This window comes from Chloroflexota bacterium (genome assembly GCA_016235055.1).
Lineage (GTDB): Bacteria > Chloroflexota > Anaerolineae > JACRMK01 > JACRMK01 > JACRMK01.
Genome location: JACRMK010000046.1, coordinates 41,358 through 55,325, shown reverse-complemented (window position 1 = coordinate 55,325; position 13,968 = coordinate 41,358). Strand labels below are relative to the sequence as shown.

Here is a 13,968-nt window from a genome sequence, read left to right as displayed (position 1 = left end):
AGAGTCCGGGCATCGGGTATTCGGGATCGGAGCAAGGCGTTGCTGCGCGAAGCGGATGTCGACGGCCGGCGCAAGACGCTCTCACTATGCCCTATACCCTATCCCCTGATCCCTGACACCTGAAACCCGATCCCCGATAACAGCTATGTTCGGTCACTACACATACCTGATCTGGCTGGCGCTCTGCATGGGCGTGCCGCTGCTGGCGCTGCTGCGCTGGCGACAGGTCTTCTGGAAGCAGCGGCGCGCGCTGACGTGGGTCACGCTCGGCTCGCTGGCCGGCGGCTGGCTGTGGGACGCGTTGGCCGTGCGGCGCGGCGTCTGGTTCTACGCGCCGGAGCACATCGCCAATATCTGGCTGCTCGGCCTGCCGATTGAAGAGTGGATCTGGATCGCCGCCATCACCGTGTTGTTCGGCGCACTGACGATCGTCCTGGCCGAAGCGGAGGGCCGCGTCTGATGGATCTGATTCCCCCGCGCGCCACCTATCTCGTGATGACGGGGGCGATGGGCGCGCTGTTCATGGCGATCCTGTGGGCGCGCAACGCGCGCTTTCTCTGGAGCCGCCGCCGCATAATCATCACGGTCGTGCTGATCGCCGAACTGTGGATGCTCGTCACCGACCCGCTCGGCGGGCAGTGGGGCGCGTGGTACTTCGACCCGCAGCAGGTGCTTGGCATCTGGTTGTTCGGCGTGACGCCCGTCGAAGATGTCATCGCCATGGCGGTCGTCTCGGCCGCCGCGGCCTGCGGCGTGCTCGTCTTCGGCTACAGCCCGAAGCGCTGGATCTGGTAGACCCCGCATGTCGACCGTCCTCATTTACCACCCGCGCTACAACGAGCGCGGCTTCGCGCGGATGCAGCGCTCGTGGATGCGCTACCGCGACAGCTACCGTCTGTTTGAGTCGCTTGGCTTCTTTGCCAACGGGCTGCGCGTCGAGCGGCAGGCGCCGGCCGGCGTGGACGAACTGCTGCGCGTGCACACGCCGGAGTACGTCGACTATGTCCGGCAGCGCGACGCCGAGGGCAGCGGCTTCCTTGACGGCGGCGACACGCCGGCCTACCCCGGCGTGTTCGAGCGCGCGCGCCTGAGCGTCGGCGGCTCGCTGCTCGGCGCGCGGCTGATCATGGATGGCGCAGCCGACCACGTCTTCAACCCGAGCGGCGGCCTGCACCACGCGCAGCGCGACCGCGCCGGCGGGTTCTGCATCTTCAACGACATCGTCATCGTCGTGCGCTGGCTGCAGGCGCAGGGGCTATCGCGCATCGCGGTCGTAGACGTGGACGGGCACCACGGCGACGGCACGCAGAACCTGCTGTACGCCGAACCGGTGCTGACCATCTCCCTGCACCAGTACGACGGGCGCTTCTACCCGCGCACCGGCCGCTTGGAAGACCACGGCGAAGGCGCCGGCCTCGGCCACAACATCAACCTGCCGCTGCCGCGCCGGACGGGACACAGCGCCTACCTCGACGCGTTCGATCGCGTGGCGCTGCCCGCGCTGCGCGCCTACCGGCCGCAGTTCGTGCTCGTCCAGTTCGGCACCGACGGGCACGCCAACGACCCACTCGTCGGATTGCAGTTGACCACGCAGACCTACCAGGCGCTGACTGAGCGCCTGCACGCGGCCGCGCACCAGTTGTGCGGCGGGCGGTTATTGCTGTTCGGCGGCGGCGGCTATCATCCGGAAACGGTCGCGCGCTGCTGGAGCTTGATGCTCGGCACGCTGGCCGGCTGCGTGCCGCCGCACAAGCGCGCGTCGTACGCCGACCTGCACGACGGCCCGCTGCCGGAAGATGCAGAGGCGGCCGTACGCGTCGAAGCGATGGTTTCCGATTGGCAGCGCTTGACAAGCCATCTTAATGGCAGTAAAACGGAACAACCTAACTTTGCACGTTGAGCGCCAAAGGGGGCACATTGAAGAACCGTATACTGCTCGCTGCAAGTCTGTTGCTGCTCGTGATCGGCACGGGGCTGGCCTTTGTGTCGCAGGAGCGCATTGCCGTTGCCGCTGATTTGCTGCAGCAGTCAGCGGAGATCGATCCGGTCGCGCTGTTGAGCTTTGACCCGATCATGGCCGGCGCCGATGCCGATCTGTTTGCCGACGATGAGTTGGCCGCCAGTGGACCGGATATGAGCGGCGTGCCGTTGAGCAGCGAGGCATTCGCGATGCCGCCCACGGAAACGCCCGCCTTCGAGAGCGCGCTGTCGCTCGGCTTGCCGCCCGGCGTGCTTGGCGCGCCGCCTGCGAAGCCCGGCGACGCCCCCGGTTGGCCGCGCACGACCGCCGAGACGACGTTGGCCGGCCCGGTGGCGAACCCGCCGACCTCCGGCATGTGGGTGGACGTCAACATCTCGCGGCAGACGGTCACCGCCTATCGCGGCTCGACGCCGCTGAAGACCGTGCTGACCTCGACCGGCGTGCGTCGTCATCCGACGGTCGTCGGCCTGTTCCGCGTCTGGGCCAAGGTCAAGTCGCAGACAATGTCCGGCGGCTCGCGCGCGGCCCGCGACTACTACCGCCTGCCCGGCGTGCCGAACATCATGTACTTCTATCGCGGCTTCGCGCTGCACGGCACCTACTGGCACCGCAACTTCGGGCACCCGATGAGCCACGGCTGCGTGAACCTGACGCTCGACGACGCGGCGTACTTCTACAGCTTCGGCTACGTCGGCATGCCGGTGCGGACGCACTACTAAACGCAACACTTCGCCCAGAAACCAACAGCCCTTCGGGTTAAGAGACCCGAAGGGCTGTTTTGTTTTGAAGCGGTTTGCAGAGTAAGCGGCGCTGCGACAAAAGCGTCATTGCGAGAACCCCATGCCCGGCGGGCATGCGCCGTTGCATGACAGCCGTGTAGGAGCAGCGCTTGCCCGGCCCAGCACCGGGCGACCGCAACCCCCCAAAGGGGGCGAACGGGTCGGGGTCGGCCCTACGAGCAATACCGCGAACGTCATGAGCAGCGCGAAGGCAAGGCCGCTGTGGGTAGGCCTGTCACGCGCGCGAAGCACCTGAAATGCTTCGGCATAGATGCTTCGCGTGCGTGATTGTCTGCCTAATGATGACTTGGCCGCCGCGCTCAACATGACATGTTCCTGCGGACACGCTCTGCCCGGATAAGCATAAGCGTCGCCAGCGTTTATAGCGGTTTGCGACATGATCCGATACGGTGCTGCACGCCGCCTGTAGGGACAGGCCTTTGGCCTGTCCGCTGGGCAGGTCAAAGACCTGCCCCTACCCGGCGAACCGCATGGCGTGCCCGATGTTTCTGCAAGATGCTCTAGCGCGGACGATTCCTTTTTGCCGTCCCCTGCTTGTGCGGCAGTTTGAACCGCAAGAATCGGATAGAACGACGCATCGGTACTCGCTATACTGGCCGCAGTTCTGAGATTCCAGAAAGGCGGTAGTTCATGGCCCACCCACACCCGTTCCGTTTCGGCGTCATCAACGAGCAGTCGCATTACCCGCAGACGTGGATGAACCACGCACGTCGCGTAGAAGACCTCGGTTACGCGACGTTCCTGATCCGCGACCACTTCGTGCCCGACTATTTCGGCGACCAACTGGCGCCGTTCAGCGCGCTGACCGCCGCTGCACTGGCGACGACAACCCTGCGCGTCGGTACGCTCGTGATTGACAACGATTACCGGCATCCGGTCGTGCTGGCCAAGGAAGCGGCGACGCTGGACGCGCTGTCCGGCGGGCGGCTGGAACTGGGGCTCGGCGCGGGTTGGCTGCGCACAGAATACGCGCAGGCGGGATTGCCATTCGATTCCGCTGGCACGCGCATTAGCCGCCTCGCGGAGTCACTGCGGGTGCTAAACGGCCTGTTTGCGGACGGCCCATTCACCTATGCGGGCGAGCATTACCATGTTACGAATCTGAACGGCTACCCGAAGCCCATCCAGCGGCTGCGCCCGCCGATCTTGCTCGGTGGCGGGCAGAAGCGGATGTTGATGCTGGCCGGACGGGAGGCCGACATCATTAGCATGTTGACCACGTCGGTCGCCAGCGGGGCGCTGTCTGATGATCCGACCGAGCGCCTGGCCGAATCGGTGCGGCAGAAGATAGAGTGGGTGCGGCAGGGGGCCGGCGAGCGATTCGATCAGATCGAGTTGAATCTGATACCGGGGCTGGTCTTCACAGACGACCGGCAGGGCGGTGCCGAGCAGCTGATCCGCACTCGCGGATGGGTGGGCGTCACCGTCGAGCAGGTGTTGGCGATGCCGTCGGTGTTCATCGGCACGCCGGAGCAGATGGCGGCCCAGATGGAAGAGCGACGCGCGGTGTACGGGTTCTCGTACTACGTCGTGCCGGATGATCGGGTGGCGGAATTTGCGCCGATCGTCGCGCGGCTGGCGGGGCGCTAGCGAGTTCGCTATCGCACCTCAATCGATCCGAGGATCACGGCGTCTGCTTGAACAGGCAGGCCGCCCGACTCGCGCACGGGCAGCCGCTGGAGCGTGCGCAGCAGGTACATGCCGACCTCGACGCGATAGACGCCGGGCGGCGCGTCAAACGGCACCGCCACGCCGATCTGGTCGCGCACCGGTTCGCCCGGTTTCCAGCCGCGCGTCGGGCGCGTACCGCCGACCGGCTGGCTGTCCATCTGCGTGACGACGCGGCCATCCGGCGCCAGCAGGTGTGCGAAGACTGTGTAATCCTCGCTTAGCGGCGCGCTCGATTGCCATTGCAGCACGACCGGCAGCGTCTCTCCGCGGGCCACCGATGGCGGTACGGCATAGCCGGTCAGCGTGACCGCATCGCCGAATCGCGTCTGCGCGGGTGTCAGCGTCACGGCTTCGGATGCCATATCGTAACGAGCCAGGGCACCGTCACGGTAGCCCTGGTAGAAACTCTTGAAACCGTGCTGGCTCAGGAACTGTTCCGCGCTGCGGTTCGGATCGAACACGGCCGGATCGCCGTACAGCAGCAGCCAGATGCGCGACTGCTTCGCCGCGACAGCGGCCAGGTCGGCGCCCGGCATGGTGTAGGCGGGCAACCCCTCAATGCGGTAGTAGTCGTACACCGCCTCCTGTATCGGCGTATAGACGATCACCGCGTCGCCGGCGCGCATATTCGACCGGATCGTGTTGATCGCCAGCCCGTATTCACCCTTGTGGAAACGGTCTGCGTACCAGGTGTTCGACAGCGCGAGTGCCACAATCGCTCCGATAACCGCCAGTGACACCCATCGCTCCGGCGTCGGTAAACGCCACAGTCCGGCCGCCATCAGGAGCGCGAACGGCACGGATGCCAGCAGCAAGAATCGCTCGCGGAAGAACGGCAACAGCGGGTTGACCACGATCGCGCCCGCGATCGGCACGCCAATCGCCAGCGCCATCAGCCACGCGTATGGCGCGCGCCGCGCCGACCACAGGCCAAACAGAGCCAGCGCAAGGCAGAACAGCGCGGCAGCGACCTGCACCGGGCCATCGAGGGTCGTGCCGGCGAACAATGCGCCAAGCGATTGGCGCACCACATCCCAGATGCCCTGTAGTGAGAGCGTGCTGGCACGCGCGTTGGCGCGGCTGGAGAGGTATTCCCGCTGCGCGTTGACCCATGGCAGATAGGCGAGCGCCAGCGCGAGGTGCGCAACTACCGCCGCCCGCAAACGCCCTGGCGCGGTGCGGCGGTCGCGCCACAACGAGCCGAGCAGGAACAGGTCCTGCGCGCCCAGCACGAAGAATGCGAAATAGTGAGAGTAGAGCGCGGGCAGCGTCGCCACGATCCAGCCGAGCAGCGCACGGCGCGTGCCGCGCGCGTGCCAGCCAATGAATCCGGCCAGCGAGAGCGCGCACAGCGCGGCGGTCTGCGCGTACATGCGTGCTTCCTGCGCATAGAAGACCTGGAACGGCGCAGCGGCGACCAGCAAGGCGGCCAGCAGCGGCGCTCCGGCTCCCGCGTTCCGCCCGGACACCTGTCGGGCCAGCACATAGGCGGCCGCCACCGCCAGCATGGACGCCATGACCGACAGCCAGCGGATGGCGAACGGCGTGCGGCCCGCCGTCAGCATCCAGGTGTGCAGGAGGAAATGATAAAGCGGCGGGTGCGTGTCCGCCCCGCCGCCGGTCACAAATGCAATATCCTGTTTCGCCGTAAAGATCGAAAACGCCTCGTCGCCCCAGATGCTCTGCGTGTCGAGGTTGCCCGCGCGCAGGGCGAACGCCGCCAGCAGTATGGCGAGAATCGCGAGGCGCGTCCGCGTAGCCATGGAGGTCGATCGCGCGTCCCGTCTGCCGCGCGGGATGCGCTCCGGCTCAGCCGAGGTAGCCGAGCTCGCGCAGGCGCTCTTCGACCTGCCTGGCCTCTTCGTCGCTGTAGTCCGCCACGTCGGGCTTCTGCTCCGCGCTGCTGCCGTCGTCGTAGGTGACCGGGTGCTCGGCGGTGAACGCGTACTCGAACACATCGGTCAGCGGCTTGCCGTCCATGTCGCGCGCGACCGGCAGGCCCATCGCCCACAGGATCGTCGGCGCCATGTCCTGGATCTGCGCGCCCGTGATGACGTGGCCTTTCTTGATCATCGGGCCGCGCATGAACAGCAGGCCGTCGTTGCGGTGCATGCCGGAATAGCGGTACACGCGGTCCATCAACTGGTTGGAGCCGAAGTCGGCCAGCCCGAAAAAGATATCGGTCGGCTCCTTCGGCAGCATGACCAGGTCGGGCGCTTCGTCGAGATGCTTGCCCGTCCAGACATCTTCGCGCTTGAGCACCTGCGCGATGATCGCCCGGCCGTCGTGCGGGTCGCGGAAATCCTTCGCCAGCGCGATGATCTCGTCGCGCACGCGCTCGTATTCCGCGCCGCGCTCGACGCTGCCCTGCGGCTCGCGGCCTTTGACGTTGATATAGATCGAGCCGACGTGCCGCCCGAACGAGTACGCCCTGCTGCGCGCCCAGTCCACGTTGCGGAACGACAGGAAGAAGTATTTGATGAGCGCGTCGGTGAAGTAGCCCATCTTGTACTCGGCGTGCTTGGCCAGCCCCAGCCGGTTCGCGATGCGGTGCACATTGCGCAGCGTGAAGCCGAGGTCGAACAGCAGTCGCTTCAGACGCGTCGGGATGTCGCGCTTCAGTTGCAGCAGGCCGGTCTGCAGCAGCCAGTTGTTCAGCACCACGAAGTTGTGCGCCGCGCCCATGCCATGATCGGACAGGATGACGACCAGCGTGTTCTCGTCGGCGCGCGTCAGCATCTGCGCGATGCTCTGGTCCACCTTCTGGAAGTAGCGCAGGACGGGACCCGAACGGTCTGCGCTGTCGTTCCGCCACGGGTGCGTCGGGTCGAGGTAGTGCCACATCTGGTGCAGGATGCGGTCGGTGTCGAAGTTCACGGTGATGAAGAAGTCCGGCGCGTACTTGTCCAGCATCGCCAGCGTCGTCTTCGTCAGCCCATCCAGCAGGTCGTCGGAGGCGCGCATGAACGCCTCCTCGCCGCGCCCCTCGGCGAACGTCTCGGTCGGGTAGATGTGATAGTGCCCGCCGATGCGCTTCTCGATCTCGCCGAGCAGCTCGGGCGGGTACGCGAAGTCCTTGGCGTTGTACGGCGTCATCCAGCCGGAGATCATGCCGCCGTTCAACTTGTCGACCGGGTACGCGATCGGCACGTTGAGCGAGCCGGCGACCTTGCCGGCATCGGCGATGATCTTCCAGAGCGCCTTGCCGTCGCGGCGGGTCGTGTTGACCGGCGGGAAGACGTACGCCTTCGGATGACGGAACAGGAAGTCATAGATGCCGTGCTTGCCGGGGTTCTTGCCGGTCGCGAAGGTGGACCACGACGGGCCGGACGTCGGCGGCATGGTGCTCGCCAGGTGCCCGGACGCGCCGTCAGCGATGAATTGCTTGAGGGTCGGCAGGTGGCCTGCATCGGCCCACGGTTTGATCAGTTCAAGCGGCACGCCATCGAGTCCGATGACGAGCACTTTCTGCGAGTTGCCCACAGAGACCTCCAAAATTGGTACGTCGGTCATTATACTAGAGGAAATGAATCTGCTGGAATTGCGCGGATATCGGCGCACAGGGTTGTCCGGCACGACGAATGGGAGCGCGGCGCGTTGCGACCCGAAGAGTTTCTCGTGGGTTGTCCGCTATCGGAGGTGCGCTAAACCTTTCGGGTATGCACTACGGCATAGGAGCGCATTTCAAATTGGGGGCAAATAGGTGTCCGTGGCAGAACAAGACGTCACTCCCGCGCGTTTCCCGCTGGCTTCGGGCCAGCGGGCGGTTAACGCTCTGCGCGATGTCCTGTGCAGCGGGGCTTCGCCCCGCTCCGCGCCGCAGGCGCGGGCACAGGATGAAGGCCGCAGAGCACCGCGGGAATCCAGGGGGCAGCACCTCTGGATGCGGGCGCATGGCCATGCGCCCCTACGCGGACATAACGAGCTACTATGTTCTTGCTCCGTATTGGTTGCGCCCCAGAACTGAATATACCTCCTACCGCACAACTCGCTTGCGCCTGCGCCGCTTTATCGGTAACATCTGTCTGTGAACCGCCGACTATCGCGCGTGCTGGTCGCGCTGCTGCCCCTGTTGCTGCTCTGCGCGGCCCTGCTCGACCCGCGTGGGCCGGCCACCAGCGCCGCGCCCGCCGGCGCGCCGTTCCCCGACAGCGCGCGCAAGCTCGAGCCGGCGCTTCGCAAACAACTGCTGCAAACCAAAGGCGGTCGCGTGCCATTTGTGGCGCATTTCTCGGCGCGCGCCAGCCTGGTGCCGGCGACGACGGGCGGGCGCGCCCCGCGCGCGGCGTCGGTCGTGTCGGCGCTGCAAATTGCCGCCGACCGGGCGCAGGTCAACGCGCGCGCGCTGCTCGCGGCGCGACAGACATCCGGGCAGGCCGGGCCGCCGCGCGTGCTCTGGATTGCGAACGCGCTGGCCGGCGAAGCCGACCGCGATACGATTCTCGCGCTGGCTGCCCTGTCGGAGGTGTCGGTTGTGCGCGCCGATCACGTGCGGCAACTGGTCGACGGCGTGCTCACGGCAGCGGACGATGCGCCGCCCGCCGCCCCGGCTGCCGCCTCTGCCGCCGAGTGGAACCTCCAGTTGATCGGCGCCGACCGCGTCTGGAGCGCGTTCGGCATCGACGGTTCCGGCGTCGTCATCGCCAATCTCGACACCGGCGTGGACTGGCAACACCCGGCGCTGCAGACGCGCTACCGCGGTTATCGCGGCAGCGGCCCGGCGGTGCACACCGGCAACTGGTTCGACGCCACCGGCAGCGGCTACCTTTACCCCGGCGACGGTTACGGCCACGGCACACACACGATGGGCACGCTCGTCGGCGGCGCGCCCGGCGACACAATCGGCGTGGCGCCCGGCGCGAAGTGGATCGCCGCGAAGATCTTCGACAACAGCGGGCGCGGGCTCGACTCGTGGATTCACGCCGGCTTCCAGTGGGTCATTGCGCCCGGAGGCGACCCGGCGCTGGCGCCGGATATCGTCTCGAACTCATGGGGCACCGACAACGGCTTCGACACCGTCTTCCAGGACGATGTGCGGGCCGTGCGCGCGGCCGGCATCGTGCAGGTCTTCTCCAACGGCAACAACGGCGTCATGGGCTTGGGCACGGTTGGCGCGCCCGCTTCGTACCCCGAGTCGTTCGGCGTCGGCGCGACCGACAGCGCCGACCAGGTGGCCTACTTCTCGTCGCGCGGCCCGTCGCCGATCGATGGTCACATCAAGCCGGATGTGTCGGCCCCCGGCGTCGGTGTGCGCTCCAGCGTCCCCGGCGGTGGTTACCAATTGATGAGCGGCACCTCGATGGCCGCGCCGCATGTGGCGGGCCTGGCCGCGCTGCTCCGGCAGGCGCAGCCCAGCCTGACGGTCGATGGCACATACTATCTGATCACATCCACGGCCCTGCCGCTGACGACGAGCGTGCCGAACAACAATACCGGCTGGGGCCGCGTGGACGCCTTCCAGGCGGTTTTGCAGGCGACGGCCTACGGCACGCTGAGCGGCACGATCACGGCCGAAGGCGCACCACTGGCCGGCGCGCAGATCGTCGCGACCGACCGCCTGAGCCGCACCGCGACGGCGAGCAGCGGCCCCGACGGCGTATACCGCCTACCGCTGGCGCCGGGCGACTACTGGGTTTCGGTGTTTGCATACGGCTTTGCGCCAGCGCTCAACAACGCGCTTGCGATCACGACCGCGCAGGCCACGACACTCGACGCGACGCTGCTGCGCCTGCCGTCCGGCGTCGTGCGCGGGCGCCTGACCGACGTAGCGAGCAGCCAACCGATCAGCGCCAGCGTGCAGGCATCCGGCACGCCGGCCACGACGACCGCCGGCGCCGATGGCTTCTACACATTGACCCTGCCGGTCGGCGACTACACGCTGCGCACATCGGCCTGGGCCCACCGCGCGCTGACGGCGACGGTCAGCCTGACGGCCAACGCGCTGCTCACGGTCGATTTCGCGCTGGCGTCCGCCCCGACCATCCTGCTGGTGGACAGTGGCGCGTGGTACATGGGCAGCCAGATCCAGTACTATCGCGATGCGCTCGACGCGCTCGGTTATCCATACGCCGTGCACGCTATCGGCGATCCGCTGCACGGCGCGCCGGCCACGACGACCCTGCAGGCGTATGACATCGTGGTCTGGTCGGCGCCGTTCGATTCGCCGGACTATATCGGCGCGGGGCAGACGCTGATCGAGTACTTCAACTACGGCGGGCGGATGCTGCTATCGGGGCAGGACATCGCCTTCTGGGACGCCGGGCCGGGCTTCGCCGGCTACGACTACTTCCCGTATCGGCTGCATGGGCAGTTTGCGGCCGATGCCGTGGCCACTACCCACGTCGCAGGCATAAGCGGGGAAGCGCTGCAGGGCATCACGTTCACGCTCAACACGACCGACAGCGCGCACAACCAGGGCTCCACGGACGCCGTCCAGCCGCTCGACGCCACGGCGCGGCCGCTGGCGCGCTATGCCACCGGCGATATCGCCGGGCTGGTCGTGGACACCTGTGTGCCGTACCGCGCGGCGTACTTGTCGTTCGGATTCGAGGGTGCGGGCCCGGCCGCCACGCGCCAGGCTGCGCTGCAGCAGCTCATCAACTGGCTGACGGCAGCGCCGGCCGTGCACGGCCTGAGCGTGACCGACGACGCGTCGATCGCCGTCGGCGTGCCGGGCGCCACCGTGACGCATGCCGTGAGCGTGCGCAATACCGGCATCGTGTCCGATGCATTCGACCTCGCGCTATCCGGCCAGGCGTGGCCGACCGCGCTCTGGAGCGGCGGCGCGCCGCTTGGATCGCCGCTGACGCTGGGCGCGTGCGAAATACGCGCGCTGGAACTGCGCACGACGATTCCGACCGACGCCGCGCGCAACACATCGGATCAGGCGCAACTGGCCGTGCAGGCGCAGGGCGATCCGAGCGTGGCGCAGACACGCACCGTTACCAGCAAGACGCCCGCGCCGCTGCTGCTGGTGGACGACGACCGCTGGTACGAGCAGGAGCAGAAATACACCGCCACGCTGGCTGCGGCCGGCATCGCGTACGATGTTTTCGACACGCGCGGCGGACCGGGGCCGTCGACCGCGACGATGCAGATGTACCCGCTGGTCGTCTGGTTCACCGGCTACGACTGGTTCGACCCGCTGAGCGCGAACGACGAAGCAGTGCTGGCGGCCTATCTCAACGCTGGGGGACGATTGTTCTTCACGTCGCAGGACTATCTGGATGTGCGCTACGGGCAGTCGAGCTTTGCGCCGTCGTACCTCGGCGTGCTGTCGTACACCAACGACGTGACCGTCACCAGCGTTGGCGGTGCGCGGTACAGCCCGATCGCCGATGGGCTCGGCCCATACACGCTGACGTTCCCGTTCAACAATTTTAGCGACTACGTGCTGCCAACCGTGACGGCCACGGCCGCGTACCTCGGGAACGGCGCTCAGCCATCGGCCGTGACGGTGCGCCAGCCGAACGGCGTCTGGAAGACGGCGTATTTCGCCTTTCCATTTGAGACGCTGCCGGTGGCCGCCCGCCCGGTGGTGCTCGGCCGCGTTGCCGGCTGGCTCGGCCCGCTCGGCGACTCGGCGGTGATCGCGCCGAGCAGCGTGCTGACCGGCGCGGCGTTCACCTACCAACTGAGCCTGACGACGAGCAACGCGGCGTTTGGCGCGGGCGCGCGCGTCACGGTGACGCTGCCGGCCTCCGTGACGTTGCTCTCACTGGGTGATCCATCGCTGGCGTATGATGCGCCATCGCGCAGCATCCGCTGGAGCGGGATGGTGACTGCCGCGCCGCCGCTGACGTGGACGGTGCAGCTTGACCCGGCCGCGGCCGATCCGTTCTATGCGCAGTACGAGGTGGCGGATGTCGATGAGGGCTTCGTACTGGTGCGCCGCGCGTGGACGTTCGTGGAGCGCGCCAAACTGTACTTGCCGCTGATACGGCAGTAGCAGCCAAACCAGAACCAGGCCACCACGGAGACATGGAGAGAACCATAGGGATCTTCTCTGTGCCGCTGCGTCGCCGCGAAGAATCGTACGTGCTAACTGCGGGAGATGAGATAGACGCCGACGGTCACAACCGCGACGCCGACGAGCCGGATCCACGACATCTGCTCGCCGAGGATCAGCCACGAGGCGATGACGACAGCGGCGTACGAGAGGCTCAGGAAGGGGTAGACGAAGGACAGGTCGGCGCGCGAGATGACGTCGAGCCAGAGGAAGACGTTCACCACGTACAGCACCAGACCGACGAAGACGAACGGGTTAAACACGATGCGCAGAATGACCAGCGGGTCCTGCGCGATGGCATCCAGCGAAAACCCGCCGGCATTGCGCATACCGAGCTTGAGCAGCAACTGGCCGCTGACGCTCGAAACGATGTTGATCGCAAGAATGATGAAGACGCGCGTCAGCGATGGATCCGTTGCGCTCATTGGCCGCCGCCGATTTGCCATTCGATCTGGTGGCGCAAGCCCTGACTGAACGGCATGTGCGGCGCAAAGCCGAGCGCGTCGTGCGCGCGGCTCGTATTGGCCCACTGGTGGCGCAGTTCACCGGGCTGCGTCGGCACATGGGTCGTCACGGCGGCGCGCTCGATGATCTGCTCCATGTGCTGAATGATCTGGTTCACGCTGGCGCTTTCGCCGCCGCCGATGTTGAACACGCTGCCGAGCACGCCGTCGCCGGCGCGCAGTGCCAGCACGTTCGCCTCGACGATGTCGTCCACGTACGTCGCATCGCGCGTCTGCTCGCCGTCGCCGCGAATCTGGATCGTCTCGCCGCGCGCGATGGCATTGATGAACTTGTGGAGCGCCATGTCGGGCCGCTGGCGCGGGCCGTACACGCTGAAGTAGCGCAGGATCACGGCCGGCAGCCCGAAGTTGAGGTGGTACATATTGACCAGGTGCTCGGCGGCCAGCTTGGTGACGCCGTACGGCACGATCGGGCGCGGCAGGGAGGTCTCGCGCACCGGCAGGTCGGGCGTTTCGCCGTACACGGTGGACGACGAGGCGAAAACGAAGCGCTGCAGCGGCCGCCCCTTGAGCGCTTCGAGCAAGCGCTGTGTCGCGATGATGTTGTTGGTCACGTACTGGTCGAACAGCCGGCCCCAGGAGGGCAGGACGCCGGGCTGGCCGGCCTGGTGAAACACGGCATCAACGCCGTCGATGACGTCCGAGAGGTCGCCGGTCGCGAGGTTTCGCTCGATCAGCGTGAAACGCGGGTGTCGGCGCAGCGTCGCAAGGTTGCTCTCTTTGACGTCGCGTGCGTAATAGTCAGTGAAGCAATCGATGCCGACGACGGTGTGGCCGTCGGTAAGCAGCCGCTCAGATAGCGTCGAGCCGACAAAGCCAGCCGCGCCGGTTACGAGACATAAGGACATACGCGGCATTATACCGTCAAACCGTCGGACTTCTTAAAAACAACCTGTCCGCGAATAACGCGAATCTGCGCTCATAGTGCGCCCCAAGCTGCCCCTTGTCATCGTGTTATCCCGTCATCTCTTCATCGTGTCACCG

General features: G+C 66.6%; 10 protein-coding genes. 6 read left to right on the top strand and 4 right to left on the bottom strand.

Going from position 1 to position 13,968, the window contains the following annotated elements; translation table 11 throughout:
- Positions 1–145: 145 nt before the first annotated feature.
- The 5 genes from HZB53_10830 to HZB53_10810 all read left to right on the top strand — a co-directional run bounded on the left by HZB53_10830 (position 146) and on the right by HZB53_10810 (position 4,371).
- Positions 146–460, top strand: coding sequence for a lycopene cyclase domain-containing protein (locus tag HZB53_10830; GenBank protein MBI5878135.1), 315 nt, complete (start codon positions 146–148; stop codon positions 458–460).
- Entirely contained in the window at positions 460–795 is a 336-nt protein-coding gene (locus tag HZB53_10825; protein MBI5878134.1) for a lycopene cyclase domain-containing protein, read from the top strand. Before HZB53_10830 ends, HZB53_10825 begins: the two co-directional genes overlap by 1 nt.
- 7 nt (positions 796–802) lie before the next feature.
- Positions 803–1,900, top strand: coding sequence for an acetoin utilization protein AcuC (locus tag HZB53_10820; protein MBI5878133.1), 1,098 nt, complete (start codon positions 803–805; stop codon positions 1,898–1,900).
- A gap of 17 nt (positions 1,901–1,917) precedes the next feature.
- The gene (locus HZB53_10815) at positions 1,918–2,700 is read left to right on the top strand and encodes a L,D-transpeptidase (protein MBI5878132.1); all 783 of its coding nucleotides are present in this window, start codon (positions 1,918–1,920) and stop codon (positions 2,698–2,700) included.
- Positions 2,701–3,411: 711 nt separating this feature from the next.
- On the top strand, positions 3,412–4,371 hold the full coding sequence (locus HZB53_10810) for a TIGR03621 family F420-dependent LLM class oxidoreductase (protein MBI5878131.1): 960 nt from the start codon (positions 3,412–3,414) through the stop codon (positions 4,369–4,371).
- An 8-nt stretch (positions 4,372–4,379) separates the two neighbouring features.
- Here the strand turns inward: HZB53_10810 and HZB53_10805 are convergent, their stop codons facing one another.
- Together HZB53_10805 and HZB53_10800 are read right to left on the bottom strand one after the other, a co-directional pair.
- Positions 4,380–6,215, bottom strand: coding sequence for a glycosyltransferase family 39 protein (locus HZB53_10805; protein MBI5878130.1), 1,836 nt, complete (start codon positions 6,213–6,215; stop codon positions 4,380–4,382).
- Positions 6,216–6,261: 46 nt separating this feature from the next.
- A complete protein-coding gene (locus tag HZB53_10800; protein MBI5878129.1) occupies positions 6,262–7,935 on the bottom strand; it encodes an alkaline phosphatase family protein in 1,674 nt (557 codons plus the stop codon).
- 544 nt (positions 7,936–8,479) lie between these two features.
- On the opposite strand from HZB53_10800, the gene HZB53_10795 reads away from it, so the two are divergent.
- Positions 8,480–12,400 carry a S8 family serine peptidase gene (locus tag HZB53_10795; GenBank protein ID MBI5878128.1) on the top strand — a complete coding sequence of 1,307 codons (3,921 nt, stop codon included), beginning with the start codon at positions 8,480–8,482 and terminating at the stop codon, positions 12,398–12,400.
- 92 nt (positions 12,401–12,492) lie between these two features.
- Here the strand turns inward: HZB53_10795 and HZB53_10790 are convergent, their stop codons facing one another.
- The gene (locus tag HZB53_10790) at positions 12,493–12,885 is read right to left on the bottom strand and encodes an EamA family transporter (GenBank protein ID MBI5878127.1); all 393 of its coding nucleotides are present in this window, start codon (positions 12,883–12,885) and stop codon (positions 12,493–12,495) included.
- A complete protein-coding gene (locus HZB53_10785) occupies positions 12,882–13,832 on the bottom strand; it encodes an NAD-dependent epimerase/dehydratase family protein (GenBank protein MBI5878126.1) in 951 nt (316 codons plus the stop codon). The genes HZB53_10790 and HZB53_10785 overlap by 4 nt, the downstream gene beginning before the upstream one ends.
- Between the last annotated feature and the right edge of the window lie 136 nt (positions 13,833–13,968).

Bases quoted from the DNA above. Each gene is read 5' to 3' on its own strand.
- HZB53_10830 (MBI5878135.1), top strand. From the start codon at position 146: ATGTTCGGTCACTACACATACCTGATCTGGCTGGCGCTCTGCATGGGC.
- HZB53_10825 (MBI5878134.1), top strand. From the start codon at position 460: ATGGATCTGATTCCCCCGCGCGCCACCTATCTCGTGATGACGGGGGCG.
- HZB53_10820 (MBI5878133.1), top strand. From the start codon at position 803: ATGTCGACCGTCCTCATTTACCACCCGCGCTACAACGAGCGCGGCTTC.
- HZB53_10810 (MBI5878131.1), top strand. From the start codon at position 3,412: ATGGCCCACCCACACCCGTTCCGTTTCGGCGTCATCAACGAGCAGTCG.
- HZB53_10805 (MBI5878130.1), bottom strand. From the start codon at position 6,215: ATGGCTACGCGGACGCGCCTCGCGATTCTCGCCATACTGCTGGCGGCG.
- HZB53_10790 (MBI5878127.1), bottom strand. From the start codon at position 12,885: ATGAGCGCAACGGATCCATCGCTGACGCGCGTCTTCATCATTCTTGCG.
- HZB53_10785 (MBI5878126.1), bottom strand. From the start codon at position 13,832: ATGTCCTTATGTCTCGTAACCGGCGCGGCTGGCTTTGTCGGCTCGACG.